27 protein-coding genes are annotated in these 25,730 nt (G+C 72.7%); 10 read left to right on the top strand and 17 right to left on the bottom strand.

Annotated features, from left to right (window positions below; genetic code table 11):
- The coding region (locus MBSD_RS15055) for a COG3650 family protein (protein WP_062538099.1) at positions 1 to 629 on the top strand (629 nt) is incomplete at its 5' end.
- Between the two features lie 190 nt (positions 630 to 819).
- Here MBSD_RS15055 and MBSD_RS15050 read toward each other — a convergent pair.
- The 3 genes from MBSD_RS15050 to MBSD_RS15040 all read right to left on the bottom strand — a co-directional run bounded on the left by MBSD_RS15050 (position 820) and on the right by MBSD_RS15040 (position 3,405).
- Positions 820 to 1,623, bottom strand: a complete 804-nt coding sequence (locus tag MBSD_RS15050) for an ABC transporter permease (RefSeq protein WP_062538098.1) — start codon at positions 1,621 to 1,623, stop codon at positions 820 to 822.
- The gene (locus tag MBSD_RS15045) at positions 1,620 to 2,378 is read right to left on the bottom strand and encodes an ABC transporter ATP-binding protein (protein WP_062538097.1); all 759 of its coding nucleotides are present in this window, start codon (positions 2,376 to 2,378) and stop codon (positions 1,620 to 1,622) included. Before MBSD_RS15045 ends, MBSD_RS15050 begins: the two co-directional genes overlap by 4 nt.
- 130 nt (positions 2,379 to 2,508) lie before the next feature.
- Positions 2,509 to 3,405, bottom strand: coding sequence for a CPBP family intramembrane glutamic endopeptidase (locus MBSD_RS15040; RefSeq protein ID WP_062538096.1), 897 nt, complete (start codon positions 3,403 to 3,405; stop codon positions 2,509 to 2,511).
- A gap of 140 nt (positions 3,406 to 3,545) precedes the next feature.
- On the opposite strand from MBSD_RS15040, the gene trxC reads away from it, so the two are divergent.
- Together trxC and MBSD_RS15025 are read left to right on the top strand one after the other, a co-directional pair.
- A complete protein-coding gene (gene trxC, locus MBSD_RS15035) occupies positions 3,546 to 3,992 on the top strand; it encodes a thioredoxin TrxC (RefSeq protein WP_062538095.1) in 447 nt (148 codons plus the stop codon).
- Positions 3,993 to 4,149: 157 nt separating this feature from the next.
- Entirely contained in the window at positions 4,150 to 4,563 is a 414-nt protein-coding gene (locus MBSD_RS15025) for a hypothetical protein (RefSeq protein WP_187300725.1), read from the top strand.
- Between the two features lie 220 nt (positions 4,564 to 4,783).
- Here MBSD_RS15025 and MBSD_RS15020 read toward each other — a convergent pair whose 3' ends face one another.
- The 4 genes from MBSD_RS15020 to MBSD_RS15005 form a co-directional block, all read right to left on the bottom strand.
- A complete protein-coding gene (locus tag MBSD_RS15020) occupies positions 4,784 to 5,689 on the bottom strand; it encodes an alpha/beta fold hydrolase (protein WP_062538093.1) in 906 nt (301 codons plus the stop codon).
- Between the two features lie 107 nt (positions 5,690 to 5,796).
- The gene (locus tag MBSD_RS15015) at positions 5,797 to 6,912 is read right to left on the bottom strand and encodes a hypothetical protein (RefSeq protein ID WP_062538092.1); all 1,116 of its coding nucleotides are present in this window, start codon (positions 6,910 to 6,912) and stop codon (positions 5,797 to 5,799) included.
- A 149-nt stretch (positions 6,913 to 7,061) separates the two neighbouring features.
- Positions 7,062 to 8,567: a S10 family peptidase gene (locus MBSD_RS15010; protein WP_062538091.1), complete on the bottom strand. Its 1,506-nt coding sequence runs from the start codon at positions 8,565 to 8,567 to the stop codon at positions 7,062 to 7,064.
- A gap of 107 nt (positions 8,568 to 8,674) precedes the next feature.
- Complete coding sequence (locus MBSD_RS15005) at positions 8,675 to 9,691, bottom strand: zinc-dependent alcohol dehydrogenase family protein (protein WP_062538090.1); 1,017 nt, start codon at positions 9,689 to 9,691, stop codon at positions 8,675 to 8,677.
- A 116-nt stretch (positions 9,692 to 9,807) separates the two neighbouring features.
- Between MBSD_RS15005 and MBSD_RS15000 the strand changes: the two genes are divergently transcribed.
- Complete coding sequence (locus tag MBSD_RS15000) at positions 9,808 to 10,731, top strand: LysR family transcriptional regulator (RefSeq protein WP_237071835.1); 924 nt, start codon at positions 9,808 to 9,810, stop codon at positions 10,729 to 10,731.
- Here the strand turns inward: MBSD_RS15000 and MBSD_RS14995 are convergent.
- From MBSD_RS14995 to MBSD_RS15565, 4 genes are all read right to left on the bottom strand, one after another.
- A complete protein-coding gene (locus tag MBSD_RS14995; RefSeq protein WP_062538089.1) occupies positions 10,719 to 11,798 on the bottom strand; it encodes a tellurite resistance/C4-dicarboxylate transporter family protein in 1,080 nt (359 codons plus the stop codon). The two genes, MBSD_RS15000 and MBSD_RS14995, sit on opposite strands and share 13 nt — an antisense overlap.
- Before the next feature lie 46 nt (positions 11,799 to 11,844).
- Positions 11,845 to 14,007: a sensor domain-containing diguanylate cyclase gene (locus MBSD_RS14990; protein WP_062538088.1), complete on the bottom strand. Its 2,163-nt coding sequence runs from the start codon at positions 14,005 to 14,007 to the stop codon at positions 11,845 to 11,847.
- A gap of 184 nt (positions 14,008 to 14,191) precedes the next feature.
- Complete coding sequence (locus MBSD_RS15920) at positions 14,192 to 14,413, bottom strand: oxidoreductase-like domain-containing protein (RefSeq protein WP_062538102.1); 222 nt, start codon at positions 14,411 to 14,413, stop codon at positions 14,192 to 14,194.
- Positions 14,414 to 14,436: 23 nt separating this feature from the next.
- The gene (locus tag MBSD_RS15565) at positions 14,437 to 15,036 is read right to left on the bottom strand and encodes a hypothetical protein (protein WP_187300729.1); all 600 of its coding nucleotides are present in this window, start codon (positions 15,034 to 15,036) and stop codon (positions 14,437 to 14,439) included.
- 29 nt (positions 15,037 to 15,065) lie between these two features.
- Here MBSD_RS15565 and MBSD_RS14975 point away from each other — a divergent pair, with 29 nt between their 5' ends.
- Complete coding sequence (locus MBSD_RS14975) at positions 15,066 to 15,647, top strand: gamma-glutamylcyclotransferase (protein WP_062538101.1); 582 nt, start codon at positions 15,066 to 15,068, stop codon at positions 15,645 to 15,647.
- Positions 15,648 to 15,726: 79 nt separating this feature from the next.
- On the opposite strand, the gene MBSD_RS14970 is transcribed toward MBSD_RS14975, so the two are convergent.
- From MBSD_RS14970 to MBSD_RS14960, 3 genes are all read right to left on the bottom strand, one after another.
- Positions 15,727 to 17,670: a diguanylate cyclase gene (locus MBSD_RS14970; protein WP_082306703.1), complete on the bottom strand. Its 1,944-nt coding sequence runs from the start codon at positions 17,668 to 17,670 to the stop codon at positions 15,727 to 15,729.
- A 214-nt stretch (positions 17,671 to 17,884) separates the two neighbouring features.
- Positions 17,885 to 18,451 carry a putative toxin-antitoxin system toxin component, PIN family gene (locus MBSD_RS14965; protein ID WP_237071833.1) on the bottom strand — a complete coding sequence of 189 codons (567 nt, stop codon included), beginning with the start codon at positions 18,449 to 18,451 and terminating at the stop codon, positions 17,885 to 17,887.
- A gap of 246 nt (positions 18,452 to 18,697) precedes the next feature.
- Entirely contained in the window at positions 18,698 to 19,117 is a 420-nt protein-coding gene (locus MBSD_RS14960; RefSeq protein WP_062538085.1) for an Lrp/AsnC family transcriptional regulator, read from the bottom strand.
- Between the two features lie 145 nt (positions 19,118 to 19,262).
- Between MBSD_RS14960 and MBSD_RS14955 the strand changes: the two genes are divergently transcribed.
- Positions 19,263 to 20,315, top strand: coding sequence for an ornithine cyclodeaminase (locus MBSD_RS14955; protein WP_062538100.1), 1,053 nt, complete (start codon positions 19,263 to 19,265; stop codon positions 20,313 to 20,315).
- A 5-nt stretch (positions 20,316 to 20,320) separates the two neighbouring features.
- Here MBSD_RS14955 and MBSD_RS14950 read toward each other — a convergent pair whose 3' ends face one another.
- On the bottom strand, positions 20,321 to 20,587 hold the full coding sequence (locus MBSD_RS14950; protein ID WP_062538084.1) for a DksA/TraR family C4-type zinc finger protein: 267 nt from the start codon (positions 20,585 to 20,587) through the stop codon (positions 20,321 to 20,323).
- A 142-nt stretch (positions 20,588 to 20,729) separates the two neighbouring features.
- Between MBSD_RS14950 and MBSD_RS14945 the strand changes: the two genes are divergently transcribed.
- Both MBSD_RS14945 and MBSD_RS14940 read left to right on the top strand, forming a co-directional pair.
- Complete coding sequence (locus tag MBSD_RS14945; RefSeq protein WP_062538083.1) at positions 20,730 to 21,062, top strand: EF-hand domain-containing protein; 333 nt, start codon at positions 20,730 to 20,732, stop codon at positions 21,060 to 21,062.
- Between the two features lie 104 nt (positions 21,063 to 21,166).
- On the top strand, positions 21,167 to 21,976 hold the full coding sequence (locus MBSD_RS14940; protein WP_062538082.1) for a class I SAM-dependent methyltransferase: 810 nt from the start codon (positions 21,167 to 21,169) through the stop codon (positions 21,974 to 21,976).
- 31 nt (positions 21,977 to 22,007) lie between these two features.
- Here MBSD_RS14940 and MBSD_RS14935 read toward each other — a convergent pair whose 3' ends face one another.
- Positions 22,008 to 22,388 (bottom strand): YciI family protein, encoded by a 381-nt coding sequence (locus MBSD_RS14935; RefSeq protein ID WP_237071832.1) that lies wholly within the window; start codon positions 22,386 to 22,388, stop codon positions 22,008 to 22,010.
- A 136-nt stretch (positions 22,389 to 22,524) separates the two neighbouring features.
- Positions 22,525 to 22,965, bottom strand: coding sequence for an SRPBCC family protein (locus MBSD_RS14930; protein WP_062538080.1), 441 nt, complete (start codon positions 22,963 to 22,965; stop codon positions 22,525 to 22,527).
- A 201-nt stretch (positions 22,966 to 23,166) separates the two neighbouring features.
- Between MBSD_RS14930 and MBSD_RS14925 the strand changes: the two genes are divergently transcribed.
- Both MBSD_RS14925 and MBSD_RS14920 read left to right on the top strand, forming a co-directional pair.
- Positions 23,167 to 24,456, top strand: coding sequence for a TCR/Tet family MFS transporter (locus MBSD_RS14925; protein WP_062538079.1), 1,290 nt, complete (start codon positions 23,167 to 23,169; stop codon positions 24,454 to 24,456).
- 157 nt (positions 24,457 to 24,613) lie between these two features.
- The coding region (locus MBSD_RS14920) for an FUSC family protein (RefSeq protein WP_187300723.1) at positions 24,614 to 25,730 on the top strand (1,117 nt) is incomplete at its 3' end.

The raw sequence follows: 25,730 nt of genomic DNA, 5'->3' as shown, positions 1-25,730 counted from the left end.
CACCGCCGCCTGCCGCGCCCGCCCCACCGCCGGCGCCGCCGCCCGCTGCCGCCCCGGCCGCGCCGCGCCGCCTGGTCTACCAGTGCGGCGACCGTCGCATCGAGGCGCAGGCGGACGACGATGCGATCGCCCTGGCGCTGCCCGAGCGCGCGCTGCGCCTGCCGCGGCAGGTGTCGGCCGGCGGCGCGCGCTACGCCGACGGCGAAGGCAACGAGTTCTGGAGCAAGGGCGCCTCGGCGCGCCTGACGCTGGACGGCGGCAAGCCGCAGACGTGCACGCTGACCGACGCCGGCTCGCCCTGGGCGGACGCCAAGGCGCGCGGCGTCGGCTTCCGCGCGGTCGGCAACGAACCCGGCTGGTCGGTCGAGGTCGACCGCGGCGACGCGCCGGCGATGCGCGTCGTCCTCGATTACGGCCAGCGCCGGTACGACCTCCCCGCCACGCAACCGTTCGGGGATCCCGCCACCGGCGAGGTCGGCTTCCGCGGCGACGCCGGTGGCGCGCCGGTGGAACTGCGCATCCGCCGCGCGGTCTGCACCGACGCGATGAGCGGCGAGACCTTCAACGCCAGCGCCGACCTCGCCGTCGACGGCGCGCACTACCGCGGCTGCGGACGCTTCCTGTTCTGACGCCGTGACGCGGCACCATGGCGTGGAACGGCATGCACGCTTTCGGACGCGGATTTGCGCCGATCGATGCGGATAGAGCACGAGGCCCGGACAAACCGACCGGCGTCATGCCCGAAAGCCTCGCGACGATCCATCCGCGTTCATCCGCGCAGATCCGCGTCCGCAAACCATCATCCGCAAGACTTCCCGGCTAGGCGGTGCTCTCCGCGCTGTAGCGCGCCAGCAGGCCGCTGCGCACGGTGGCGCGGAACACGGCGACGAAGCAGGCGTAAGCGAGCACGATCTGCGCGGCGGCCAGCCCGGCCGCCCAAGCCAGCTCCCGCAGCGGGAACGGCTTTCCGGCGACCAGCGCGCGCAAGCCCTCGAACACGTACGACGGCGGCAGCGCGCGCGCGATCGCCTGCATCCACGCCGGCAGCACCGCCAGCGGATAGAACACCGAGGCGAACGGCGACAGCAGCGCCGGGATCGGCCACACCAGCCACTCCGAGGCGGGGCCGAGGCGCAGCACCATCGCGCTGGCGAGGATGCCGAGCGCGATGCCGAACAGGAACAGCACGACGACGAACGGCACGAACTGCGCGCCGTAGGCGAGGAACGGAAAGCCGAACGCCAGCGACGCCAGCGCCAGCATCACGGCGAGACCGACCAGGCTGGTGGCGATGCTGGTCAGCACCAGGCCCAACACGTACTCCGACACCGACAGCGGCGTGGCGAACAGGTTGAGGAAGTTGCGCGACCACACGTCCTCGAGGAAGGCGGTGGTGACGCCGTGCATGATGCGGGTGAAGAAATCCCACAGCAGCGCCGCGCCCAGCAGGGTCAGCAGGAAATCCGGGCCGTGCGGCGCGATGCGGTCGAGGTAGCGGGCGATGAAGCCCCACAGCACGATGTCGATCGCCACCCAGGCGAACAACGGCACCAGCCGGGTCGGGCTGCTGCGCAGCAGGTAGTACTGGCGCAGCGCGATCGCGGCGACGTGGCGCGGATTCATGCCATCGGCTCCGCGAAGGTCAGCGGCTCGCGCGCCACGCGGATGAACAGCGCCTCCAGCGACGGAGCGCCATGCTCGCGCGGCAGCGTCTTCGGATCGCCTTCCAGCAGCAGACGCCCCTGCGACAGGAACAGCACGCGGTCGCACACCGCCTCCACCTCGTACATGTTGTGCGAGGTCCACAGGATGCCCAGCGTGTCGCGGCTGGCGATCGCGCGGATGGCGTGGCGGATGTGCTGCGCGGCGGAGGGATCCAGCGACGCGGTCGGCTCGTCCAGCAGCAGCAGGCGCGGCCGGTTCAGCATCGCCTTGGCCAGCGCTACGCGCGTCTGCTCGCCGGACGACAGCAGGCCGCAGCGCGTGTGGCGGAAGCGCATGAGGTCGAATTCCGCCAGCACCTCCTCGATGCGCGCGGCGAGGTCGCGCACGCCGTACAGCAGGCCGAAGCAGCGCAGGTTCTGCTGCACGGTCAGGTTGCCCGGCAGCGGCGCGTAGACGGCGGCGAAGTTGGTGCTGGCCAGCGCGCGCTCGCGCTCGCGGGCGAGGTCGACGCCCTCGATGCGGATCTCGCCCGCGCTCGGCGCCAGCACGCCGAGGATCATGTTGATGGTGGTGGTCTTGCCGGCGCCGTTCGGACCGAGCAGGCCGACGATCTCGTTGCGGCGCACCTCGAACGACACGCCGTCGACGGCGCGCGTCGTGCCGTAGCGCTTGCCGAGATCGCGTACGGCGAGGATGGCGGAGGCATGCGGCATCGTCGTGGAATCCCGGCGCCAGGCGGCTCGAAACGACATGAACACACGACCGCTGGCGGCCGTGACGGGGCGATGCGATGGTGTCACGTCCGTCGCGGCGGAGGAAACGACGCCGCGTCGGCCGCCCCCGTCAGCCCGCGTAGCGCATGCGCCGGCGCAGCCACTGCCAGCGGCCGGCGCGCACCGCGGCCACGCCGAAGACCGCGGCCGCCGCCAGGCTCGCGCCCACCGCCGCCACCGAGGCTTCCGGGCCGAAAGCGCCGCCGGTCAGCAGATCGCGGCCTTCGAGCGACACGCGCAGCAGACCGCCGTGCGCCGGACCGCCCGACACGGCCACGCCGAACACGCCGCCCTCGGTGAAGTTCCAGCCGAAGTGCAGGCCGATCGGCAGCCACAGGCTGCGGCTCCAGGCGTAGGCGAGGCCGAGCAGCGCGCCGGCTTCCAGCATGATGGCGACGGTGCTGGTCCAGGTGGCGCCGGGATTGCCGGCATGCGCGAGGCCGAACAGGCCGGCGGAAGCGATCAGCGCCACGGTGGTGCCGAAGCTGTCCTCGAGCAGGCGGAAGACGACGCCGCGGAAGACCAGCTCCTCGCCGACCGCCGCGGCCAGCGAAGCGCCGAGCGCCGTCCCTAGGTGCGTCGACGCATCGAGACCGTGCCAGCGCGCCACGCCCAGCAGCGCCAGCGCCGCATAGACCAGCACGAACAGCGACGCGCCGATGGCGGCGCCGCCCAGCACGCGCGCCGCCGCGCCTTCGGCGGCGAGTTCGCCGACCGGCCGGCGTTCGAACCTGCGCACCATGCGCGCATAAAGCGCCAGCATCGCCGCCGCCAGCAGCAGCGCGGCGACGATCGCCAGCGCGTCCGCCGGCGCCTGCGGCCACAGCCGCATGACGCCCAGGCGCAAGAACTGCAGGCCGATGTAGACGGCGATCAGGATCGCCGCCATCAGCGGCAGACGGACGAGGTTCAGGTCGATCCACCGCGCGGCGATGCCGGCGCGTCGTGGCGTCGCTGGTTCGGACATGCGATTTCCCCGGGCGTGATCGGACGGCAGGGCCGACCGCGGCGGCAGTATAGCGATCGCCCCCGCCGGCACGGCCCGGCGCATTGCGCGGCGCGGGGCCCGTCCCCATCTACGCGCCATCCCTGCTGACGGAGCATGTCGTGACGACGCCCGTGGAAGTCCCCTGCCCGCACTGCACCACGCTGAACCGCGTGCCCGGCGCGCGCCTCGGCGAAGGCCCGGTGTGCGGGCGCTGCAAGCAGCCGCTGTTCGGCGGTCATCCGGTCGAGCTCAGCGCCGGCTCCTTCGACGCGATCGCCGGGCGCGGCGACCTGCCGGTGCTGGTCGATTTCTGGGCGCCGTGGTGCGGCCCCTGCCTCGCCTTCGCCCCCGTGTTCGCCGATGCCGCGCGCACGCTGGAGCCGCACGTGCGCCTGGCCAAGATCGACACCGAGGCCGAACCGCAGCTCGCGGCGCGCTTCGGCATCCGCAGCATTCCCACCCTCGCCCTGTTCCGCCGCGGCCGCGAAGTGGCGCGCCAGGCCGGCGCGATGGACGGGCGCACGCTGCGGCTGTGGCTGGACCGCGCGCTGGCGCAGGCGTCCTGACGCCGCGCGGGCACATCGCCGCGCCCGCGGACGGCTTGTCCGCTCCCCGCATTCGCCCCGCGCCACCGCCGGGCTTATGCTAGGAGGCTGGACGAGTTTCCCGGACACGCGACGGCGCGTCCCGGCCTCGCTCACCGACACCCACAGGGACAAGCCCATGCGTACCTTCCGACCCTTCACCACCCTCGTCCGCGCCGCGGTGCTCGGCCTCGCCCTCGGCGCCGCGGCGGCCGCCGCGGCCGCCACGCAGGTCACGTTCGAAGCGAACAATCCGTGGACGCAGTTGCGCGGCAGCCTCAGCCACGACGACTACAGGCAGGACTACACCGTCGCCGGCCACGCCGGCAAGACGCTGGCGCTGCGGCTGTTCTCGAAGAACCCCAACATCTACCTCAAGGTGATGGGCCCCGACGGCAAGAAGCCGCTGGTCGACACCATCAAGACCGGCGAGACCACCTGGTCGGCGCCGATGCAGGCCGACGGCGAGTACACCGTCGAGGTGTACACGCTGCCGGAGACCACCAAGTCGGGCGAGGACTCGCCCTACGCGCTGCAGGTCGGCATCTACTGAGCGCGACCGGCGCCGCGCCGGGCGCGCGGCGTCGGCGACCCTCCGGCCGGTCCGTCATTCCCGCGCATGCGGGAAGCCGGAATGAACGCCCGGGGGCGGTGGGGGCATCGGGGTCGCCCCGCTTGCGGTTTTCCCCGGCCGCCCGCGCGACTCGCGCCTTCGCGGCGCTCGTCCTGCGGGCCGCCTGCGGCGGCCGCGGGCACGACGTCCGCCGATTCGTTCAGGCCTCCCCCAGCTCCGCCAGGAAGCGCGCCAACATCGCGTTGAAACGCTGCGGCTGGTCGACGAACACGGCGTGACCGGCGTCCTCGATCGTCTCGATGCGTCCGTGCGGCAGTTTCGCCGCCATCGCCTTCTGCGCCTCGAGTTCCGGCGAAGACGCCGCGGCGATCACCAGCGTCGGCCGGTCCAGCTTCGCCAGGGCGGGCGTGCGGTCGACGCCGAACAGGTCCGCCAGCAGCATCGCCTGGCCGATCGAAGTCGGCGTCTTCAGCAGGCTGGCGACCAGGCGATCGAATTCCGGCTGCGGCAGCGGCCGCCGGATGATCGCCCGCAGCATGCCGCGCGCATACGCCTGCGGGTGCGCGCCGTAGATCGCCAGCCGCTCGAGCTCCTGCGCCGCCGCCTGCGGCCGCGCCTGCACCGACTGCGCGCCCGCCGACACCGGCGCGTCGACCAGCACCACGCCGGCGAGCGCGGCGGTGCCGAACTGCTCGACGTAGGCGGCCACGTCCTGCACGCCCTGCGACCAGCCCACCAGCACGATGCGCTCCAGCCCGAGCGCCGCCAGCAGCGCGTGCAGGTCGCGCGCCCGCGCCTCCGGCGTGTTGCCTTCCGTCACCTTGCTGGAGTCGCCCTGCGAGCGCGGGTCGAAGCTGACCACACGGCGCTGCCCGCGGAACGCGGCGATCTGTTCGCGCCAGATCTCGGCGCTCATGCCCCAGCCGGGCACCAGCACCAGCGCCGGCGCGTCGCCGGCCGGGCCGGTGTCGACCACGCGCAGGCGCACCTGCGGCGCGGTTTCGACGACGCGCTCGACCGGCACCGCCGCGGCGCCGGCACGTGCCGGCGCCTGCGGCAGCATCGCGGCAGCGGCGGCGATGCATGCAGCCATGAGCTTGCCCATGATTCCGTTTCCTTCGCGCAGCGCCCGAGGGCGGAGTCGGCGATTTTTACCGCGCCGGCCACGGCAGCTGAACCATGACCGACGGCACGGTGCGCCACCGGCGCGCGTCAGTGCCGCGCCAGCGCCAGCACGATCTCCAGCGCGATCAGCAGAACGATGGCGATTTCCAGCAATTCGGCGCGGCGACTGGAGGCTTCCTCGTAAAGCGCCGCGTAGGTATCGCGGATGATCGCCAATTTCCGATCCACCGACGCGCTCAGCGTCGGCACGCGGAACAGCTCCAGCGCCGCGGTGTAGACGCGCGCCAGGTAGACGTCCTCGGTGACCTGCAGCGCGTTGTCGGCGCGCTCGGTCAGCTCGGTGACCTCGGCGACCAGCCGGTACAGCCGCCGCGCCAGGTGGGCGAAGCGGCGCGCGGCCAGCAGCGCCGTCGCGCCACGCGCCTCCTCGACGCGCGCGTACATGCGCGGCAGCTCGTCGTCGAGCAGCGCGTCGTAGTAGCGGAACTCCACCAGCTGCGCGTTCGCCACCTCGATCACGTCGGCGACGTCGGAGTCGCGGCGCGGCTCGTAGACGAAGGCGCGGTCCCAGGCCAGCACCACCAGGTCGTCGGCGTAGTAGGAAAAGCTGCGCGCCAAGAGGTCGCGCCGCGCCGCCTCCGACAGCGGTCGCGATTCGCCCGACAGCAGCCCGGCGATGTCCAGCCGCGCGCGCAGGGCGGCGGCGTCGAGCGGCTCGTCCAGCGCGTGCACCGTGCCGATCAGGTAGTCCTCCTGCAGGTCGGCGGCGACGGCGGGACGCTCCAGCGCCGGCCCGGCGCGCTCGCGCACGCGGTCGAGCAGCGCGGTCCAGAACGCCTGCTGCGCGTTCGGGCCGACCGCGCGGTCGAGCGCGTCGAAACGCGCCACGAACGCCGGCCACGGCGTGTCGGTCACGGCCACGCGCACCGCCAGCGCGGCGACGCCGAAGTCGTACAGGCGCGCGCTGGCCTGCCCGGTCACGCGCTTGCCGTCCAGTTCGATCTCCACCTCGCCCAGCGCCAGCCGCAGCGGCGGCACGCCGAAGGCCAACGCCTTGGACGGCGTGCTGGTCAGGCGCGTGCGGCTGCTCGCGCCGGCCGCCCACAGCGCCTCGGCGCGCGCCAGGTCGATCGCGTAGGCGACATCGAACAGGCGCAGCGCGGTCAGTTCGCCGGAACGGATCGTGATGTCGTCCGTGCCCATCGCCACCGGTATCCGCAGGGAATCCCGTCACGAGTGTAGCGGCCCGGCGTTATGGCCACGTCAGGCGCGGCCGGAGGCGGCGCCCGCGCCCAAGGACGCGGGGCCGGCGCGCGGCGCGCACCGGCCCCGCAAGGTTTGCCGCGACGGCGTCAGTGCCGCTGGTACAGCGCCATCACGTCGCGGCGCAGCGCCGCCTGGCTGGCGCCGCGGCTGTAGAACATGTGGCCGCCCGGATACTCCTTCACCTGCACGCGGTCGGCGTCGCCCATCACCGGCATCTGGTCGACGATCAGCACCGAGGCCATGAACGGGCACGACAGGTCGCCCCAGCCGTGCGCGATCAGCACCTGCAGCTTAGGATCGATCGCCACCGCCTGGCGCAGCTCCTGCACCGAGCCGCGCTCGGAGCCCTTGCGGTCCCACATGCGGTTCACCTCGTAGCTGAGCGCGTTGTAGCGGCCGTCGTACTTCCAGCCCACGGTGCGGGTGATGAAGTCGACCATCGCCGTGGTGGTCGGCGCGACGATGCTGTCGAGCAGCGGATCGTTGGTGCGCTGCTGCGGATCGAACGGGAACGGATCCCAGGCGGTCACGTTGGAGTCGTAGCGGCTGCCCAACTTGCCTTCGGCGCGGTAGACCTCGCGCAGGTAGGCCTGCGTCTCCAGGCGGCCGCCGGAGCGGCGCACGAAGGTCGGATCGAGGCCGGACAGTTCCGTCACGCGCTTGACGATGCGCTCCAGCGCCTGCGGATCGGAGCGGCCCTTCAGCAGATCGGTGACGTAGTCGCCGCGCGTGTAGTCGATCACCTTGGCCATCGCGGCGTCGGTCAGCCGGCCCTGGCGCTCGAGGTTGGCGGCGGCGATGCTGGGCAGGGTCAGCATCCACGGCAGCGGCGACAGGTCGCCGTCGTCGGAGGCGCCCGGATCGAGGTACGGCGAAACCAGCACCAGGCCGTTCATCGCCACGCCGAGGCGCGTCTGCAGGTAGTGCGTGATGCGCGGGCCGCGGAAGCCGCCGTAGCTCTCGCCGACCAGGTACTTGCGCGAGGTCATGCGGCCGTTCTTCACCAGCCAGTCGTAGATGATCCGCGACAGGTAGTGGATGTCGGCGTCGGTGGCGTAGAACTGCTTCTTCGCCTCGTCCTCCGGCACGCGCGCGCGGCTGAAGCCGGTGCCGACCGGATCGATGAACACGAGGTCGGTGAAATCGAGCCAGGTGCCGGGGTTGTCGCGCAGCGTCGCCGGATCCGAGGGGCTGTCGCCCTCGGCGCCGAACTGCACGTGCTTCGGTCCGATCGCGCCGAGGTTCAGGTACACCGAGGAGGCGCCCGGACCGCCGTTCAGCGCGAACGTCACCGGGCGGTCGCGGCCGGGCACGACGTAGGCGACGTACATCACGTCGGCGATCACCTTGCCCTTCTCGTCGCGCACCGGCAGCGAGCCGACGGTGGCCTCGTAGCGCAGCGTCCTGCCGCCGACTTCGACGCTCTGCTGCACGGTCCGGTCGGCGGGGAACGGCGGCAGATCCATGCCTTCGTCGGCGTGGGCGGCCTTGGCGTCTTTCGCCGGCGCGTCGGCCGCGAACGCCGTCGCCGGCGCGAACGCGCCGATGGTCAGGCATGCCGCCAGCACGGCGGCGATCGAGCGCTTGAACATGCGGAACCCCCAGCAGCCCTGGAACGGGAGCGCCGCAGCGTAGCCGCCCGCGACGACGGCGCGATGTGCCGAAAGGGATGCCCGGCGCGCATGCCGGCCCGCCGGGGTCAGTCCAGCGCGACCACCACCTTGCCGAAGTGCCGGCCCGAGGCCAGATGCGCGTAGGCCTCGTGCGCGCGCCCGAACGCGAACACGCGGTCGATCACCGGGCGGATGCGGGCGTGCGCGACGAACCGCAGCAGCCGCTCGGCCATCGCCCGGCTGCCGACCAGCACGCCGACGAGACGATGCACGCCGCCGATCAGCGCGAACGGCCCGAGCTCGACGCCGAAACCGCCGCCGACGCCGCCGACCATGGCGATGGTGCCGCCGTTGCGCGTCGCCGCGATCGAACGCCGCAGCGTGTCCCGGCCGCCGACCTCGACCACCAGGTCGACGCCGCGGCCACCGGTCAGCCGGCGCACCTCGTCCTGCCATTCCGGCGCGCGCCGGTAGTTGACCGTCTCCACCGCGCCCAGCGCGCGGGCGCGCTCCAGCTTGGCGTCGTCCGAGGACGTCACGATCGCGCGCAGTCCGGCCGCCGCCGCGAGCTGCAGCGCCCACACCGAAACGCCGCCGGTGCCGAGCAGCAGCACGTCGGACCCGGGCGGCAGCGAGGCGGCGACGAACAGCGCATGCCAGGCGGTGACGCCGGCGCACGGCACCGTGGCCGCCTCGACGAAGTCCAGCCCGGGCGGCAGCGCCACCAGCGCATGCTCGGCGGCGACGATCTCCTCGGCGAGCACGCCGTCGATCGCCCCGCCCAGCCCGCTGACCGTGGTTTCCGGCGTCGGTAGGCCGTCGATCCAGTCGGGGAAATAGGCCGCCAGCACGCGGTCGCCGACGCGGAAGCGGGTGACGCCGGCGCCGACCTCGACCACCTCGCCCGCGCCGTCCGAGGCGGGCACCACCGCCGCGCCGGCAGCGGCGCGCCCGCCGCCCTCGGCCACCTGCAGGTCGCGGTTGTTCAACGCCACCGCGCGCATGCGCACGCGCACCTGGCGCGCGGCCAGCGGCGGCGAGGCCTGCTCCACCCGCGCCAGCGTGCCGATGCCGCCGCCACGCACGATCCGATACGTCTGCATGAGCCCTCCCGGGAGATGTACGCCGCCGCGGCGGCACCGACGGCCACGATATCGAAGCGTGCTGCGCTCCGGTGGTGTAAATTCGTCCGCGGATTGATTCCAGAAATTATTCAATCGTGGCCATCGACGACCCCCTCGACGGTATCGCCGCGTTCGTGCAGGCGGCCGAGTCCGGCAGCTTCGCGCAGGCCGCGGCGCGGCTGCGCGTGACCCGCTCGGCGGTCAGCAAGAGCATCGCCGCCATGGAGCGGCGTCTCGGCGCGCGCCTGTTCCAGCGCACCACGCGCCGGCAGAGCCTCACCGAGAGCGGCCAGGTCTATTACGAACGCTGCCGCCGCGCGCTGGACGAGCTGGAGGCGGGCGCGGCGGCGCTCGCCAGCGGCCGCAGCGAGCCGCGCGGCCGCCTGCGCGTCAGCGTGCCGGTGCTGTTCGGCCGCCACTGCGTGGCGCCCGTGCTGGCGCGGCTGGCGCAGCGCCATCCCGCGCTGGCGCTGGAGATCGCCTTCAGCGACCGCGTGGTCGACCTGATCGAGGAAGGCTTCGACCTCGCCGTGCGCATCGGCACGTTGCCCGACAGCGCCTCGCTCGCGGCGCGGCGGCTGGCGACGCAGGATTTCGTGCTGTGCGCGGCGCCCGCGTTCCTCGCCGCGGCCGGCTGGAACGGCCGTCTCGACGGCATGGCGGGCCTGGCCGGCATCGCCTACGCGCGCGCCGGACGCGAGACGCCCTGGCAATGGTCGGACGGCGACGGCCGCGTGCATGCGCTCGGCATCGTCACGCGCCTGCGTTACGACGACGTGCAGGCGATCGCCGACGCCGCCGTGGCCGGGTTCGGCATCGCCCGGCTGCCGCGCTGGCTGGCCGCGCCGCAGGCGCAGGCCGGCCGGCTGAAGCTGCTCACCGACCGCGAACACGTGCTGCGCACCGACATCCACGCCGTGTGGCCGCACGCGCACCACCTGCCGGCGAAGACGCGCGCCGCGATCGACGCGCTGGCCGCAGAGATACCGGCTGCACTGGACCGAAGTCAGCAGCCCTGACGCAAGCCGCGCCCGACCGACCGCAGCGCGCCGGCCATCGTCGGCGCCCAGGCCGCGAACGCCACCCACAGCATCACGCGCGGCACCCACTGCAGCGGCGTGAAGTCGGTGGCGAGCGACAGCCGCCAGGTGGCCAGCGCGTACATGCCGAGCGGGAACACCAGGCTCCAGAAGCTCGGGTGATAGCTCAGACGCTCGCCGCGCACGAAGTATTTCCAGAAGCCGAACACCGCCAGCAGCGGGATCCACCACGTCGCCCATGCCCACAGGATCAGCGTGGTGCCGTCGGCGAACGGCCGCAGCGCGATCAGGAACGGAATGCCGGTGTCGGACATGATCAGCGTCGAACCGGCGTTGGCGCTGATCGCCGCCGCGCCCATCACCACCCAGAACAGCGGCGTCATGTCGGAAGCCTCCACGCGCAGGAAGAACAGCCGGTAGCTGAACAGGGTGATGAAGATGCCGTAGTGGACGATGCCGACGCCCCACAGCATGTGCGCGGCGACGAACATCGGCGCCTTCCACGCGCCCAGCGCCGGCGCCAGCAGCGCGCCGAGGATCGCCAGCGACTCGGTGCCGACGATGGCGATCAGCCAGCCGCCGTGGACCACGTCGGCGCCGCCGGCGTTGAGGAAGGTCAGCACGCCGAAGCTGAGATAGGCCAGCGTCACCCACACCGCGAACGCATACAGCCACAGCGCCAGCGCCGCCGCCACCTGGCCGCGGATCAGCAACTGGACGCCGAGCACGTCGGCGGCGGCGACGATGGTGAAGAAGGAGAACACCAGGCGCGGGTTCACCAGGTCGGCCCACAGCGCGCGCGGAAAGCGCAGCGTGCGCAGCGTCAGCGCCAGCGTCAACCAGGCGAACGCCACCAGGTTGATCGCCAGCAGCGCGTGCGAGAGCAACTCGAAGCCGAGCAGGTAGGCGGTGTTGGAAATGATGCCGGTAGCCATCACCAGCGCGAAATAGCCGGGGTAGAGCGTGCGGATGCCCGCCGCGAGGCGTTCGCGCAAGCGCACCGCCGCCCCCTCGCCCGCCGCCTTCGTCACCGTCGCGTTCGCCATGCCCCGCCTCCCGCCGCGGCAGGATGCCGCGTCGCCCCCTCCGGACTCACGACGCCTCGGCTCGTCCGTGGCCGCTGTCGCCGGCCGGCAAGCCGGCGCGCTGCGCGCGCCGGCGCTGATACAGGTGCTCGTCGGCGCGCGCGATCGTGCGTTCCAGCGGCTCGCCGTCCTGGTGCAGCGCCCAACCGTAGGAAAACGCCAGCTGCGTCTGCGCCGCCGCCTCGCGCTCGATGCGCGCGACCAGGCCGGCCAGATCCGCTTCCGAGGCGCCGTCGACGATCAGCGCGAATTCGTCGCCGCCCAGTCGCACCACCGCGTCGCCGCTGCGCCCGACGTCGGCGAGGAACCGGCCCATGGCCACGAGGGTGGCGTCGCCCTGCTTGTGGCCGTAGGTGTCGTTGATGGATTTGAAGTGGTCGAGGTCGACGACCACGCAGCCCCAGCGCCCGTGCGGGCCGGCGCGCGCCTCGAACTCCTCGAGGTAACGGCGGTTCCAGCAGCGTGTCAGCGGATCGAGCCGGCTCAGCTCGATCAGTTGCCGTTCGTAATCCTCGCGCTCGGTGATGTCCTGCGCATAGCCCAGCACGTAGGGCGTGCCTTCGTCCTGCTCGTACCAGCGGTTGGCGTAATGCCAGGTATGCAACGTGCCGTCGGCGTGGCGCACGCAAAACGTGCCGGAAGCGTTGCCCTGCCTCGCCACCGTGCGCAGGTAGTCGACGAATGCCTGCCGCTCGGCCTGCGGGATGAACTCCACCAGGTTGCGGCCGATCAGCGCTTCCACGCTGCTGCCGAGCGCCTGGGCGATCGCCGGATTCGCCGCCAGCAGGCGGCCGCCGGCGTCGTGCGTCCAGATGAAGCTCGGGCTCTGCTCGAACAGGTCGCGGAAACGCCGTTCGCTGCGGCGCAGCGCGCGCAGCGCGCGCTTGGTATCGGTGATGTCGCGCAGCACGCTGAGCACGCCGTGCACGTGGCCGCGAGTGTCGTCGATGGGCACGCGCACCACCGAATACTCGCGCAACTCCTTGCCGACGCGGAACACTTCCTCGGTGGCGATCGCGCAGCCGCGCTCGATCACCTCGCGTCGCCGCGCCGCCATGGCCTCGGCGGTCGCCGCGTCCAGCCATTCGGCCGACGGATGCCCGACGACCTCTTCCCGGCTGCGGCCCGTGAACGCCAGCCCGGCCGAGTTGGCCAGCAGCACGCGGCCCTCGCGGTCGTGCACGAGGATCACGTCGGTGGTGCCCTCGATCACCGCGTGCAGCATCGCGCCTGCGTCGTGCATGCGCTGCTGGAACGCGTGGTGCGCCCGCAGCGACAGCGCGAGCAGCCCCAGACCCAGCAGCAGCAGGCTGCCGGTGGCGAAGACCTGCACGCCGCGGATGGTGCGCAGCACGCCGAAACCTTCGGCGCTGGACTGGCTGACCAGCAGCGCCACCGGCACGCTCTGCGCCTGCGCCAGCGCGCCGAACTCCTGCCGACCGTCGATCGCCGAGCGGTACTCGCCCACTTCCTCGCGGCCTTGCCGCAAGGCTTCGTACAGGGCCCCGGCCACGCCGGGCTTGCCGTTGCGCGCAGCAACGGAACTGGCCAGCGTGCGGCCGTCGCGCGCGAGCACCGAGATCGCGTCCGTGACGGCGAACGGCATCGTGCGCAGGGTGGCGAACACGCGCGCCAGCGGCGCCGCGCCGATCACCGCGCCGAGTTCGCTGCCGTCGGCGGCGCGGATCGGTATGCGCATCAGGATCTGCATTTCGCCGTCGGGCGCCACCGCAAGCCGCGCCGCGGCATCCGCCCGCGCCGCCAGCGCCGACGCGGGCGATCCCTCGGGATAGGCCGCGACGACGGCGCCGTCGGCGCCGGTCACCGCCAGCGAGCGCAGGTTCACCGCGTTCTGCTGCACTAGCGCCAGCTCCGCGATCAACGCGGCGCGGTCGCCGCGCAGCCGCGCGTCGCCGGCGAACCGCGCCGCCATCGTGCGCAGGCGGGCCTGTGCCACGCTCACCGCGAAATCCACGTCCGCCGCCGCCTTGCGCGCCAGCGACAGCCGCACCGCGCCGGCCTGCGCGCGGAACTGCGCATCGACGACCAGCACGCCGACCGTGGCGATGCCGACCGGCACCGCCGCCGCGGCGATGAAGCCGAGGACCAGCAGCCAGCGCGACTGGCGTGCCAGCAGACTCGCGTCGCGCCAAGCCGCCGTCTGTTCCACCTCTCGCCCCTCTGTTGCACCGGCAAGAACGGACGTTTGGCCGCCCATGCGCCGTGCTCTCGCCCAACGTCGTCCAGCGCCATCGATGCTGGGAGAGCGCGGCCTGCCGCGGCTTGATCGATGTCAACGCCAAGGGCGTTCGTGCCTGACCTGCGGCAGAAGACGCCGCGGTGTCGCCGCCGCGCTACCCGGCTCGCGGATGACGGCCGCGCCATGCCGTCAGGGCGGTTTCGAAACGGGCGCGCGCGTCCTCGCAGACGTCGAACACGCAGCGCGAGCAGCCGCCGCCGCCGCAGTCGCCCGGCAAGGGCGGCTCGGGCGGGGTTGGCCTCGGATCTTCTTCGCTGCTCGTCGGCTGGTTCCGCGGACGTGGCCCTGTGCAGCGCCTGCCATCGCGGGCGCCGATCGCGGCCCGCGATGCGGCCGCGGCTACTCCGCCGCGCGCCCGTCTTCCGCAGGCGCGCAGCCGCGCGAGAGCGCAACCGCTTCGTCGCTGTCGCGGGCGGTGATGTCCTGCACGTCGACGACCACGGCGCGGGCGTCGCCCAGCGCTTCGAGCGATCGGCAGATGCGATCGATGGTGTCGGCGCGGCGGTAGCGCTGGCCGCCGACCATCACCAGCAGACGATCGCGGTGCAGCCACACCACCGCGCGCACGCCGGGCAGCCGTCGCACGGCCGCGCGTGCGGTCTCGGGGTCGATCGCTGGCGCCGACCCGGCACTGGTCGTCGTCACCGGCGGCGCGGCGCGCGGGATCGGCGCGTGCGTCTTCGCCGGCTGGCCGGCCTGCCGCGACGCCGTTGCGTCCGTGCCGGTCGACTCGCCGCAACTTCCCAGCGCCGCGGCGAGCAGCGGCATCGCCAGCGCGGCCGCCTTCCGCCGGCGCGCGAAGCGCGCGGAGGGCACGCCCCCGTCTGCAGCGGACTGTCCCATGACTGCCTGTTCCCGGTCCCCGGCGGCAAGCATAGCGCCAGGAGGCGGGCCGGCAAGCTTGCGCGCGTGCGGCGCGCGCGGCGCATCGCGTACCATGGGCGGCCCGCCGCCGCATGCGCACCGCCGTGTCCGCCGATACCCTCGCCGCCAACCGCCGCCTGGCTCGCTTCGACGGCCACGCCGAAGTGTGGGTGTTCGGCTACGGCTCGCTGATCTACAAGGCGGATTTCCCCTACCTCGAACGCAGGCCGGCGCGCATCCACGGCTGGACACGGCGCTTCTGGCAGGGCTCGCACGACCATCGCGGCACGCCGCAGGCGCCCGGTCGCGTGGTCACCCTGGTGCGCGAGCGAGGCGCGGTCTGCGTCGGCATGGCCTACCGCGTCACGCCCGACGTGTTCGACCATCTCGACTACCGCGAGAAGAACGGCTACCTGCGCTTCGTCACCGAACTGTGCTTCGAGGACGGCGGCGGCGCGGAAGGCCTGGTCTACATCGCCACCACGGACAACGCGGCCTTCCTCGGTCCAGCGCCCGAGCACGAGATCGCACGGCACATCGCCGCCTCCGAAGGCCCGAGCGGACCCAACCGCGACTACCTGCTGCACCTCGCCGCGGCGCTGCGCGAACTCGGCGCCGACGATCCGCACGTGTTCGCCATCGAGCGCCATCTGCGGGCGCTGGACGAAGGCGTCGCGGCAGGTTGAACGTCCGGCCCTCGTTCGCCGGCGCACGGATCCGGCCCGCGGGAGCGTCGGCACGGCAGGCGGAGCGCCTGTTCCGGAGCTACCTCGGACCGTTGCCGAACAGCGCGACCGGAGCGGCGGCGGCGTGCGCCTGCGATCCGGCAGCGTCGTCGGCGCCGGCGTCGATCTCGACGCGGTTGCGGCCCTCGCGCTTGGCGCGATAGAGCGCGGCGTCGGCGCGCAGGATCAGCATTTCCACGTCGTCGTCGGGCAGGAGGTCGGCGACGCCGATGCTGACGGTGGCCTTCAGGCCGCGCGCGATGTCGCCCAGATCCAGCGCCTCGACGCTGGCGCGCAGGCGTTCGGCGACGTGCGCCGCGGCGTCCGGCGAGGTTCCCGGCAGCACCACCATGAATTCCTCGCCGCCGATGCGGCCGAGCGCATCGTCCTTGCGCAGCGCCTGCTGGCAGGCGTGCACGATGCAGCACAGCACGTCGTCGCCGATCTGGTGGCCCCAGGTGTCGTTGATGCGCTTGAAGTGGTCGACGTCGAGCGTCAGCACCGCCAGCGGCCGGCGGTTCTGGCGCGCCGCGGCGACGTGTTCGTGCAGCGTGTTCTCGATCTGGCGGCGGTTGGCGATGCCGGTCAGCGCGTCGGTGAGGGCCATGCGGCGCAGCCGGCGCGATTGCCGGTGCTGGCGCCAGACGAACACCACCAGCAGCGCCACCAGCAGCGTGGCGAACAGCAGCGTGGCCGCCTGCCAGTTGCGCACGCGTTCCAGCGCCTTCACCCGCTGTTCCTTCAGCGCCGCCTCGGCGATCAGGCGGCGGTTCTCGAGTTCGCGCCGCTGGCTGTCGAACTGGTAGCTCATCCAGGTGCCGTACTGCGTGCGGCCCATGCGGTGCATGGTCTCGCGCATCGTCATCGCGCGCTTGTAGTCGGCCAGCGCGGCCGCCGGCTTGTGCATCGCCTCGTACACGGACGCGCGCGTCGCGTAGAGCATCTCGCGATAGCGCATGTTGTTGGTGTTGCGCAGCTTGCCTTCGGCGGCGTCCAGCATTTTGATCGCGCGCTCGTACTGGCCGAGGCCGGCGTAGGCGATGCCGTAGTTGAGATCGAGCATGTCGCCTTCGGATCGGTCGGAGACGGCGGCGAAATCCGCCTCGGCCTGCTTCAGCACGGCGAGCGCCTGCGCATAGCCGCGCTGCGCGTTCAGCGCGTACGCCAGCCCCAGCCGCGCCAGCCCCGTGCTGCCGCGCTCGCCGAGCCGTTGCGCCAGATCCACGGCGGCGCGCGCCGAGTCGACCGCGGCATCCGCCCGCTCCTCTTCCACGTACAGGAAGGCGAGTTGCAGCGCGGCGAAATACTGGTCGCGGATGTCGTGGCGCCGCACCGCGGAATCGCGCGCCTGGCGCAGGAAGTCGTGCGCCTTCGCGTAGTCGCCCATGCGGCGGTAGACGATGGCGATGTTGAGCAGGTTGGATTCCGCCGCCGCGTCGCGGTGCGCGCCTTCGTACAGCCGCTGCGCCTCGATGAAGTCGGCGAGCGCCTTGGCGTGCTCGCCGAGCAGCGACTCCACGCCGCCGCGCAGGCTCAGCGCGTCGCCGAGCAGGCGCGCATCGCCCAGCTTGCCGGCGATGGCGATGCCGGCGTCGTAGTCGGCCAGCGCGTCGCTCGAGGTGGTGGCCAGCTCGTGATACTGGCCGCGGCAGAGCTGGAAATTGGCCTCGGCGTAGGCGTCGCCGGCCTTGCGCGCATCGGCCAGGCCCTGCGCCGCGTAATCGAAGCCGGCGCGCACGTCGTTGCCGAAGCCGAGCACGCAGTAGAGGTAGCGGTAGCGCAGTTCGCGCCGGGCGTCGCCGGGCGGCAGCATCGCGCGCAGTTCGGCGAGGACGCGCTGCGTCTGCGCTTCGCCGGACACCGCGAGCTCGTGGTTGTCGAGGCGGTCGGCGAGCCGGTCGAAGCCGGCCGCCGGATCGCGCGTTTCGGCACGCCCGCCCGCCGCGACCGCCATCACGGCAGCCGCGAAAAGGGCCTTCGACATGGACCGCAGCGGACTCGACACGGGCACCCCTGGATCGGCACGCGCTTCATCCATGGGGTCGCGGGACCGTCGGCATCGCGGACACGCCGATGATCCCTGCCGCGCGCGATGCCGTCCTATCGGCATAAGCCTAGCCGGACTTGAGTCGCGCTGCCGGGTTTGCTCGCGGATTTGTGATGCAGGCGGCGGGATCGCCGGATATCGACGGCGGCGCTCAGGCGGCGGCGCGAGCCGCCGTCCAAGCCTCGGGCGGCAGCACTTCGAACAAGCCCAGCCGGCCCAGTCTGCGGCGCAGCGCCAGCAGTGCCTTGTCCTTGGTGATCAAGGCCCTGGCGCCCGTTTCCCAGGCGAGTTCGAGGAACTTCTGGTCGTCGGGATCGCGGCAGCGGGGCAGCGCCGGGTCGGGGTCCGCGGGCGGCGCGGCGGCGGCGCACGGGATCAGCGCGTCGAAGGCGGCGCATGCACTCGCCCACCCTTCGTCGTCCAGCCGGAATTGCGGATAACGCAGCACGCGCTGCCACTCCCCGCGGCAGTCCGCGCGGGTGACGGCGGCGATGGCGCCGGTCCGCAGCGCCGCCTCCAGCGCCGCCACGCGCGGGTCGCGGAACACGAACAGGTCCAGGCACACGTTGGTGTCGAGGACGACACGGACAGGCGTAGTCGCGGCGTGCATCGCGTGCGCAATCCGGAGGGTCATCGAAAACGGCCGATCGCCGGGCATGGCGCCGGGCGCCCCGCCTCGAGCAGTCGCGATCGGCGCAGGCGGCGCGGCCGCCAGCATACACCGTCATCGGCGCCCCGATGGCGTCTTTCCGGCCGCCGAGGCTCGGGGCGCCGCGTTTTCGCAGCCGCGGGACACGAGCGCAGGGCCGGTCGCCGGCGGGCTCGACGGCGGCATCAGCCCCGCGCGCCGGCGACGGCCCGGAAGACGCGCAGGATCGCCGCGGCGCTGCGCGTCGCGTCCTCCTCCGTGGTCGCCCAGTTCGACACCGAGATGCGCATCGCGGCGCGGCCGTGCTCGCACGCTTCAGCCGCGGAAGCTCTGCAGGTGGATGCTGGTCTCGGTGGCGCTGATGCCCTTGATCCTGCGGATGCGCTCGAGCGTGGCGGCGAGATCGGCCAGATTGCCGACGCGCAGCTCGGCCAGCAGGTCCCAGCGGCCGTTGGTGTCGTGCAAGGCGGCGACGCCGGGCTCGCCGAGCAGCGCGCGGATCACCGCCTGCTGGTGGCCCTCGACGGCGATGCCGGTCCAGGCGCGGATCTCGTGCGGCGAGGCGTCCGGGCGCAGCTTGACGGTGTAGCCGACGATCACGCCCGCGCGTTCCAGCTTGGCGATGCGGTTGGTGACGGTGCCGCGCGACACCTTCAGGGCCTTGGCGAGTTCGGCGATGGAAGCGCGCGCGTTGTGGCGCAGCCTGGCGATCAATTGCTGGTCGAGGGCGTCCATGTGCGCATGATGTCACCGTTGGCTGACGAAATGCCAGTTTTCTGGCGATTCATGCGCATTTTTGCGGTTTTGCGCTGACGCCGGCCTGCGGACAATGGCTTCGACCGCGCCGCAGGCCGCGCGCACCCTGCTTCCGGAGACCGCCATGACCACCCTGCTCACCACCCGCGACATCGCCCGCATCGTCGCCGCGCTCGGCCTGCCGCAGGTGCTGGCGCGCATGACCGACTACCTCGAGGCCGATTTCCGCCGCTGGCCCGAGTTCGAGAAGTGTGCGCGCCTCGCCTCGCATTCCGCGGTCGGCGTGATCGAGCTGATGCCGGTGTCCGACGCGCGCGAGTACAGCTTCAAGTACGTCAACGGCCACCCGAAGAACACCCGCGAAGGATTGCCGACGGTGATGGCGTTCGGCGTGCTGGCCGATGTCGCCACCGGCATGCCCACCCTGCTGGCCGAGCTGACCCTGACCACCGCGATCCGCACCGCCGCCACCTCGGCGCTGGCGGCGCGCGCGCTGGCGCGCAAGGACGCCCGGCGCATGGCGCTGATCGGCAACGGCGCGCAGAGCGAGTTCCAGGCGCTGGCCTTCCACCACCTCCTCGGCGTCGACGAGGTGCGCCTGTACGACGTCGATGCGCAGGCCACCGCCAAGCTGGCCGCGCATCTCGCCGCCGCCGCGCCGGACCTGCGCGTGCGGCGCTGCGCCTCCACCGCCGAGGCGGTGCGCGGCGCCGACATCGTCACCACCGTCACCGCCGACAAGACCAACGCCACCATCCTCACCCCGGCGATGCTGGAGCCGGGCATGCACGTCAACGGCGTCGGCGGCGACTGCCCGGGCAAGACCGAGTTGCATCCGGACGTGCTCGCGCGCGCCTCGGTGTTCGTCGAGTTCGAGCCGCAGACGCGCATCGAGGGCGACATTCAGCAGATGCCGGCCGATTTCCCGGTGACCGAGCTGTGGCGCGTGCTGGCCGGCGACGCCGCGGGCCGCCGCAGCGCAGAAGAGATCACCGTGTTCGACTCGGTCGGCTTCGCGCTGGAGGACTACGCCGCGCTGCGCCTGCTGCGCGACTGCGCGCGCGAGCTCGGCCTCGGCGAGCCGATCGGCCTGATCCCGCGGCTCGCCGATCCGAAGGATCTCTTCGGTCACCTGCTCGGCGAGGCGGCGGCGAAACCGCGGCGGCGCGTCGCCTGACGCGTTCAGCGCAGCTGGCTGTCCTTGCTGCCGCGGCGGTTGTAGCCGCTGTGCACCACGTCCGCCTTGTCGGCGGCCTGCTGGCAGCGCACGCACAGGCGCACGCCGGGCACGGCCTTGCGCCGCGCCTCCGGGATCGGGGCGTTGCACTCCTCGCATTGCGAACGGCTCGGACCGCGCCCGAGCTTGCTGCGCGCGCGCGCGACCGCGTCGTTGACGGTCGCGTCGATCTGGTCGTGCACGGCGCCGTCGCCGGCCCAGCCGGTGGCCATGTGCGGTCTCCACGGGTGCGCTAGGAAGGCCAAGAATACCGCGGCGCGCCGAGGGGCGCCGCGCCGCCGGACTCCGCGCGGGCCTGCCGCCCGGCGGCGGGCGATGCCATACTGGGCGCATCGCCGATCGCGGAGTGCCCCGATGCGCATTGCCCGTCTCCTCGCCCTGCTCGGCGTCTGCGCAGCCGTGGTTCCCGGGCAGGCCGCGTTCGCGCAGCACGGCCTCGGCAGCGTGGTGCGCACCATCGAGCGCGCACAGAAGAACTTCGACATCGCCGACAAGAACGGCGACGGCCTGCTGAGCCGCGAGGAGGCGGAGCAAGGGCCGGTGCCCTTCATCCGCGCCCATTTCGACGCGATCGACCGCGCGCACCGCGGACTGGTGTCCAAGCAAGACGTCGCCGCCTACGTCCGCTCGCTGCAGAAGCGGCCGGCGACGGCGCAGCCGGCGCGCGCCGCGTCCGCTTCCTCCTGAATGCCGGCCCGGCCCGTGAGATCCGATCGAACCCGGAACCCGTCCGCTGCACCGCCGCGGCTTCCGACCGCCCTGGTCCGCGGCAGCGAACGGGAAGCCGTCGCGTGAACGGGCTCGCGCGCGACACGCTGTTCGTTCCGAGGCTGTACGACGAGCAACTCGTGCCGCTGATCTTCGCGGCCTACGCCGCCGACCTGGCGCAGCGGGTGGCGGCGCGGCCGGCGACGAGCGTGCTGGAAATCGCCGCCGGCACCGGCGCGGTCACGCGCGAGCTGGCCGCACGGCTGCCCACCGGCACGACGATCGTCGCCACCGACCTGCAGCAGCCGATGCTGGATTTCGCCATGCGCGTCGGCACCGGGCGCCCCATCGAGTGGCGGCAGGCCGACGCGCTGCAGTTGCCGTTCGCCAGCCGCACCTTCGACGTGGTGGCGTGCCAGTTCGGCGTGATGTTCTTCCCCGACAAGGCGCGCGCGTTCGCCGAGGCGCGCCGCGTGCTGCGGCCCGGCGGCGCGCTGATCTTCAACGTCTGGGACCGGATCGAGGAAAACGACTTCGCCGACGCGGTGACGGCCGCGCTCGCCGCGATGTTTCCGGCGGATCCGCCGCGCTTCCTGCCGCGCGTGCCGCACGGCTATTCCGACATCGCCGCGATCCGGCGCGACCTGGCCGCCGGCGGCTTCAACGCCAGGCCGCAGTTCGAGACGGTGACGGCGCGCAGCGCCGCCGCCTCGCCGCGCATCCCCGCCCTCGCCTATTGCCTCGGCACGCCGCTGCGCGCCGAAATCGAGATGCGCAAGCCGTCCGGCCTCGAGGCCGCCGTCGACGCCGTCGAGGCGCTCATCGCCGAGCGCCTCGGCGACGGGCCCGTCGAGGGCCGGCTCAAGGCGCACGTCGTCGTCGCGGAAACCTGAGGCGGGCACGGCGTCTCGCGCTGCCGCCGCGTCACGCCGCCGGCATGCAGCCCGTCTGGTCGACCTCGTGATACTCCATCTCGCGCACTTCGCATTCGAGATCCCAGCCGTCGCCGTGCAGCGCGAGGAAGCGCTTGGTCAGCTCGACCGCGTGCGCCATCGAGTCGGCCTGCAGGACGGCGTAGCCGCCGATCACTTCCTTGGCCTCGGTGAACGGGCCATCCATCACCGACAGCCGGCCGCCGCGCAGCCGCACGCGCTTGCCCTCGGCCGTCGGCCGCAGGCCGGCGGTGTCGATCAGCGTGCCTTCCCGCCTCATTTCCTCGATCAGCCTGCCCATGTCGGTCATCAGCGACTCGCTGGGCACCTTCCCGGTGTTCTCCTGGATGCGGATCATCGACAGGTAACGCAAGGTCGTTCTCCTCATGGCTGGGTTTTGCCGCACGCGCCGCAGGCTTCCGCCGTGCGTAGCGTTTTCGCGCCGTCGCGACGCACGGGGCGCGCCCGGATCGACATCGCGCAGGCGTCGCCGTCCGCGCGCGGCCGGCTCAATCCGGAATCTCCGCCTCGACCAGCTTGGCCAGCAGCGTCAGCGACTCCTGCCAGCCGAGGTAGCAGGCTTCCGGCGGAATCGCGTCGGGTATGCCTTCCTGCACCACCTTCAATTCGGTGCCGCAGGACACTTTCGCCAGCGTCACCGTCGTCACCATCTCGCCGGGCAGGTTCGGGTCGTCGAACCGGTCGTTGTAGCGGATCCGCTCGCCCGGCCGAAGCTCGAGATAGGTGCCGCCGAAAGCGTGGGTGGTGCCGGTCGCGAAGTTGGTGAACGACATGCGGTAGCCGCCGCCCTCGCGCGCATCGAGGTGGTGGACCTTGCCGATGAAGCCGTTGGGCGGCAGCCACTTGGCCATGGCGTCGGCGTCGAGGAACGCGCGGTACAGGCGCTCGGGCGTGGTGCGCAGCACGCGGTGCAGCGTGATGGTGCTCATGTGTCGACCTCCTCGGGGGCAAGAGAAGTTGGCCTTTCGAATCCACGACGAATGGCCGCACGGCATTTCGACACGCCGCGCGATCGCCGGATCCGGGCTGAATGATGCGCTCGCCGGCCTTTCCCCTGCCGCCCCGCTTTCCGCTACCATGCCGCCCCCCTCGCGCCGCGCACGTTCGCGGCGCACGCCCCCGAGCCCGCCATGTCCTCCCAACCGCCCCGCTTCGACCATCGCGCCGTCCCCATCGTGCTCGCCGCCGTGGTCATCGATGTGATCGGTTTCGGCATCGTCATGCCAGTGCTGCCACAGCTGATCACCTACCTCGGCGGCCTCGACCTCGCCGCGGCGACGCGCGTCGCCGGCTGGATGCTCGCCGTGTTCGCGACCGCGCAGTTCTTCGCCGGGCCGGTGATCGGCCACCTCGGCGACCGCTACGGTCGCCGGCCGGTGCTGATCGCGGCGATGGTCGGCTTCAGCCTCGACTACCTGCTGATGGCGGCCGCGCCGACGCTGGGCTGGCTGTTCGTCGGCCGCGCCATTGCCGGTATCGCCGGCGCGACGTTCGGCCCCGCCGGCGCGGTGATCGCCGACGTCACGCCGCCCGAGCGGCGTGCCGCGACCTTCGGCCTGCTCGGCGCGGCGTTCGGCATCGGCTTCATCATCGGTCCGGCGCTGGGTGGCGTGGTCGCCGCGCTGGGCCCGCGTGCGCCGTTCGTGGTGGCCGCCGCGCTGGCGGCGATCAACACGGTGTCGATGGCGCTGTTCCTGCCGGAGACGCTGGCACCGGAGCACCGCCGCCCGTTCCGCTTGCGCGACGCGCACGTGATCGGCGCGTTCCGTCCGCTGTTCCATGCCGGCAACGCCGCGCCGCTGCTGCTCGCCTGGTTCCTGTGGCAGCTTGGCGGCGTGGTCTATCCGTCGACCTGGGCGTTCTGGGCCACGATCCGTTTCGGCTGGAACGCCGCGCAGATCGGCTGGAGCCTGGCCTGGGTCGGCCTGCTCACCGTGCTCGTGCAGATCTTCCTCACCCGCCGCATCGTCGGCAGGATCGGCGAGCGCCGCGCGGCGATCACCGGCCTGACCGCCGCCGGCGCCTGCCTGCTCGCCTATGCGTTCACGTCGCATCCCTGGCAGGTCTATGCCTTCTTCCTGGTCGGCGCGCTGGGTGCGCTCGGCTACCCGTCGATGAACGGCCTGCTCTCGCGCATGGTGGATGCGACGCGGCAGGGTGCCCTGCAGGGCGGCATCGGCAGCATGAACTCGGTGGCGGCCGTGCTCGGTCCGCTGATCGCCTCGCAGTCGCTGGCCTGGGGCAGCCGCCACGATTTCGACGGCGCGGCCTTCCTCGTCGCCGGCACGCTGATGCTGACGGCGACGGCGATCATCGCGCTGCTGGTGCCGAAGACCCTGGCGACACCGCAGGCACGCGCGGCGGCGCCCGCCGCAGCCGTGGCCGAACCGTCCGCGCCGCTGCCGCAGACCGGGGACTAGCACCGCCCGCCCCGGCAACGGCACCGCGCCGACGCCGGGACGCCCGCTCGATCGCTGTGCGCAGGCGCGCCCGTGCGACCGAGATCGCGCCGACCGTCGCGGGCTTGTCGCCGCTTGCCGCTACCATGGCAGCCTCTCGTTGACCGGGATCCCGCGGATGGCGTCCGTCGCTGCGATCAACCGAACGTCCGTCGCGGCCACAGGCGCCAGCCTCGCCGACGCGTTGCGCGAAGCGGTGGTGACGATGGCGGCCGCGCTCGGCTGCCTCGCATGCGCGCTGGCGCTCGCGCCCGCCCGCGGCCCGGCGGTGCTGGCGGTGGTGCTGTGCCTGTCGCTGTCGCGCGGCCAGCTCGAGCGCAGCCGTCGCGAACGCATCGAAGCGATCGTTGCCCTGCCCCTGGTCGGCCTGGCCGCGACCGGCGTCGGCTTCCTGCTGCACGCCGCGCCGTGGCTGGGCGCGGCGGTGTTCGTCGCCGGCATGTTCGTGTCGATCTGGTTGCGTCGCTTCGGCGCCATCGCACAGAGCGCCGGCTCGCTGATCGCGCTGCCGTTCGTGGCGCTGCTGGTCACGCCGCATGGCCCCGCCTCGCAGGCCAGCGCCGTGCCGGCGCCGCTGCTGCCGGTGCTGATCGCGCTGCTGGCCCTGTCGTGGGTGAACGCGCTGCAGGCGCTCGCGCGCCGCACCGGCTTCCTGCCGCCGCGGCCCGCAGGCGAACGCGCCCGCGCGGAAGCGCCGCGCGAGAGCGCGCTGCGGCCGATCGCGAGCACGCGCATGGCCATCCAGATGGCCGTCGCGCTGGCCGTAGCCTTCGTCGTCGGCTACGTGTTCTTCGCCCAGCGCTGGGCGTGGATCGTGCTGACCACCTTCATCGTCCTCAGCGGCAACCGCGGCCGGCTGGAGGTCGCCTACAAGAGCGTGCAGCGCGTGCTGGGCGCGGCGGCGGGGACACTGCTGGCGTTGCTGCTGGCGCCGCTCGCCGGCAGCCACGGCGTCGCCGCCGCGGCGCTGATCCTCGCCGCGGTCTTTCTCGGCGTGTGGCTGCGTCCGCTGGGCTACGCATGGTGGGCACTGTTCGTGACGATCGCGCTGGCCCTGCTGCAGGGCTTCGCCGACCTGCCGCCGACGCGCATCCTGTGGCCGCGGTTGGAAGAGATCGCGATCGGCGCGATCGTCGGCATCGCCGTCGCCTGGTGCGTGCTGCCGGTGCGCTCCACCGACGCGCTGCGCCGGCGCCTGGCCGACGCACTGGCCGCCCTCGCCGACGCGCTGGATC

It is taken from the genome of Mizugakiibacter sediminis (assembly GCF_000953855.2).
Classification (GTDB): domain Bacteria; phylum Pseudomonadota; class Gammaproteobacteria; order Xanthomonadales; family Rhodanobacteraceae; genus Mizugakiibacter; species Mizugakiibacter sediminis.
Note: the sequence above shows the minus strand (reverse complement) of the source record. Positions and strands in the feature narration are given on the sequence as shown.

What these genes read in the sequence shown, in the direction of transcription:
- MBSD_RS15040 (WP_062538096.1), bottom strand. Translation starts at nt 3,405, where the DNA reads ATGTCCGAACCAGCGACGCCACGACGCGCCGGCATCGCCGCGCGGTGG.
- MBSD_RS15015 (WP_062538092.1), bottom strand. Translation starts at nt 6,912, where the DNA reads ATGGGCACGGACGACATCACGATCCGTTCCGGCGAACTGACCGCGCTG.
- MBSD_RS15005 (WP_062538090.1), bottom strand. Translation starts at nt 9,691, where the DNA reads ATGCAGACGTATCGGATCGTGCGTGGCGGCGGCATCGGCACGCTGGCG.
- MBSD_RS14950 (WP_062538084.1), bottom strand. Translation starts at nt 20,587, where the DNA reads ATGGCCACCGGCTGGGCCGGCGACGGCGCCGTGCACGACCAGATCGAC.
- MBSD_RS15045 (WP_062538097.1), bottom strand. Translation starts at nt 2,378, where the DNA reads ATGCCGCATGCCTCCGCCATCCTCGCCGTACGCGATCTCGGCAAGCGC.
- MBSD_RS14945 (WP_062538083.1), top strand. Translation starts at nt 20,730, where the DNA reads ATGCGCATTGCCCGTCTCCTCGCCCTGCTCGGCGTCTGCGCAGCCGTG.
- MBSD_RS14930 (WP_062538080.1), bottom strand. Translation starts at nt 22,965, where the DNA reads ATGAGCACCATCACGCTGCACCGCGTGCTGCGCACCACGCCCGAGCGC.
- MBSD_RS15010 (WP_062538091.1), bottom strand. Translation starts at nt 8,567, where the DNA reads ATGTTCAAGCGCTCGATCGCCGCCGTGCTGGCGGCATGCCTGACCATC.
- MBSD_RS15565 (WP_187300729.1), bottom strand. Translation starts at nt 15,036, where the DNA reads ATGGTACGCGATGCGCCGCGCGCGCCGCACGCGCGCAAGCTTGCCGGC.
- MBSD_RS14970 (WP_082306703.1), bottom strand. Translation starts at nt 17,670, where the DNA reads ATGTCGAAGGCCCTTTTCGCGGCTGCCGTGATGGCGGTCGCGGCGGGC.
- MBSD_RS15020 (WP_062538093.1), bottom strand. Translation starts at nt 5,689, where the DNA reads ATGGGCAAGCTCATGGCTGCATGCATCGCCGCCGCTGCCGCGATGCTG.
- MBSD_RS14925 (WP_062538079.1), top strand. Translation starts at nt 23,167, where the DNA reads ATGTCCTCCCAACCGCCCCGCTTCGACCATCGCGCCGTCCCCATCGTG.
- MBSD_RS14955 (WP_062538100.1), top strand. Translation starts at nt 19,263, where the DNA reads ATGACCACCCTGCTCACCACCCGCGACATCGCCCGCATCGTCGCCGCG.
- MBSD_RS15025 (WP_187300725.1), top strand. Translation starts at nt 4,150, where the DNA reads ATGCGTACCTTCCGACCCTTCACCACCCTCGTCCGCGCCGCGGTGCTC.
- MBSD_RS14995 (WP_062538089.1), bottom strand. Translation starts at nt 11,798, where the DNA reads ATGGCGAACGCGACGGTGACGAAGGCGGCGGGCGAGGGGGCGGCGGTG.
- MBSD_RS15050 (WP_062538098.1), bottom strand. Translation starts at nt 1,623, where the DNA reads ATGAATCCGCGCCACGTCGCCGCGATCGCGCTGCGCCAGTACTACCTG.
- MBSD_RS14960 (WP_062538085.1), bottom strand. Translation starts at nt 19,117, where the DNA reads ATGGACGCCCTCGACCAGCAATTGATCGCCAGGCTGCGCCACAACGCG.
- MBSD_RS14965 (WP_237071833.1), bottom strand. Translation starts at nt 18,451, where the DNA reads ATGCTGGCGGCCGCGCCGCCTGCGCCGATCGCGACTGCTCGAGGCGGG.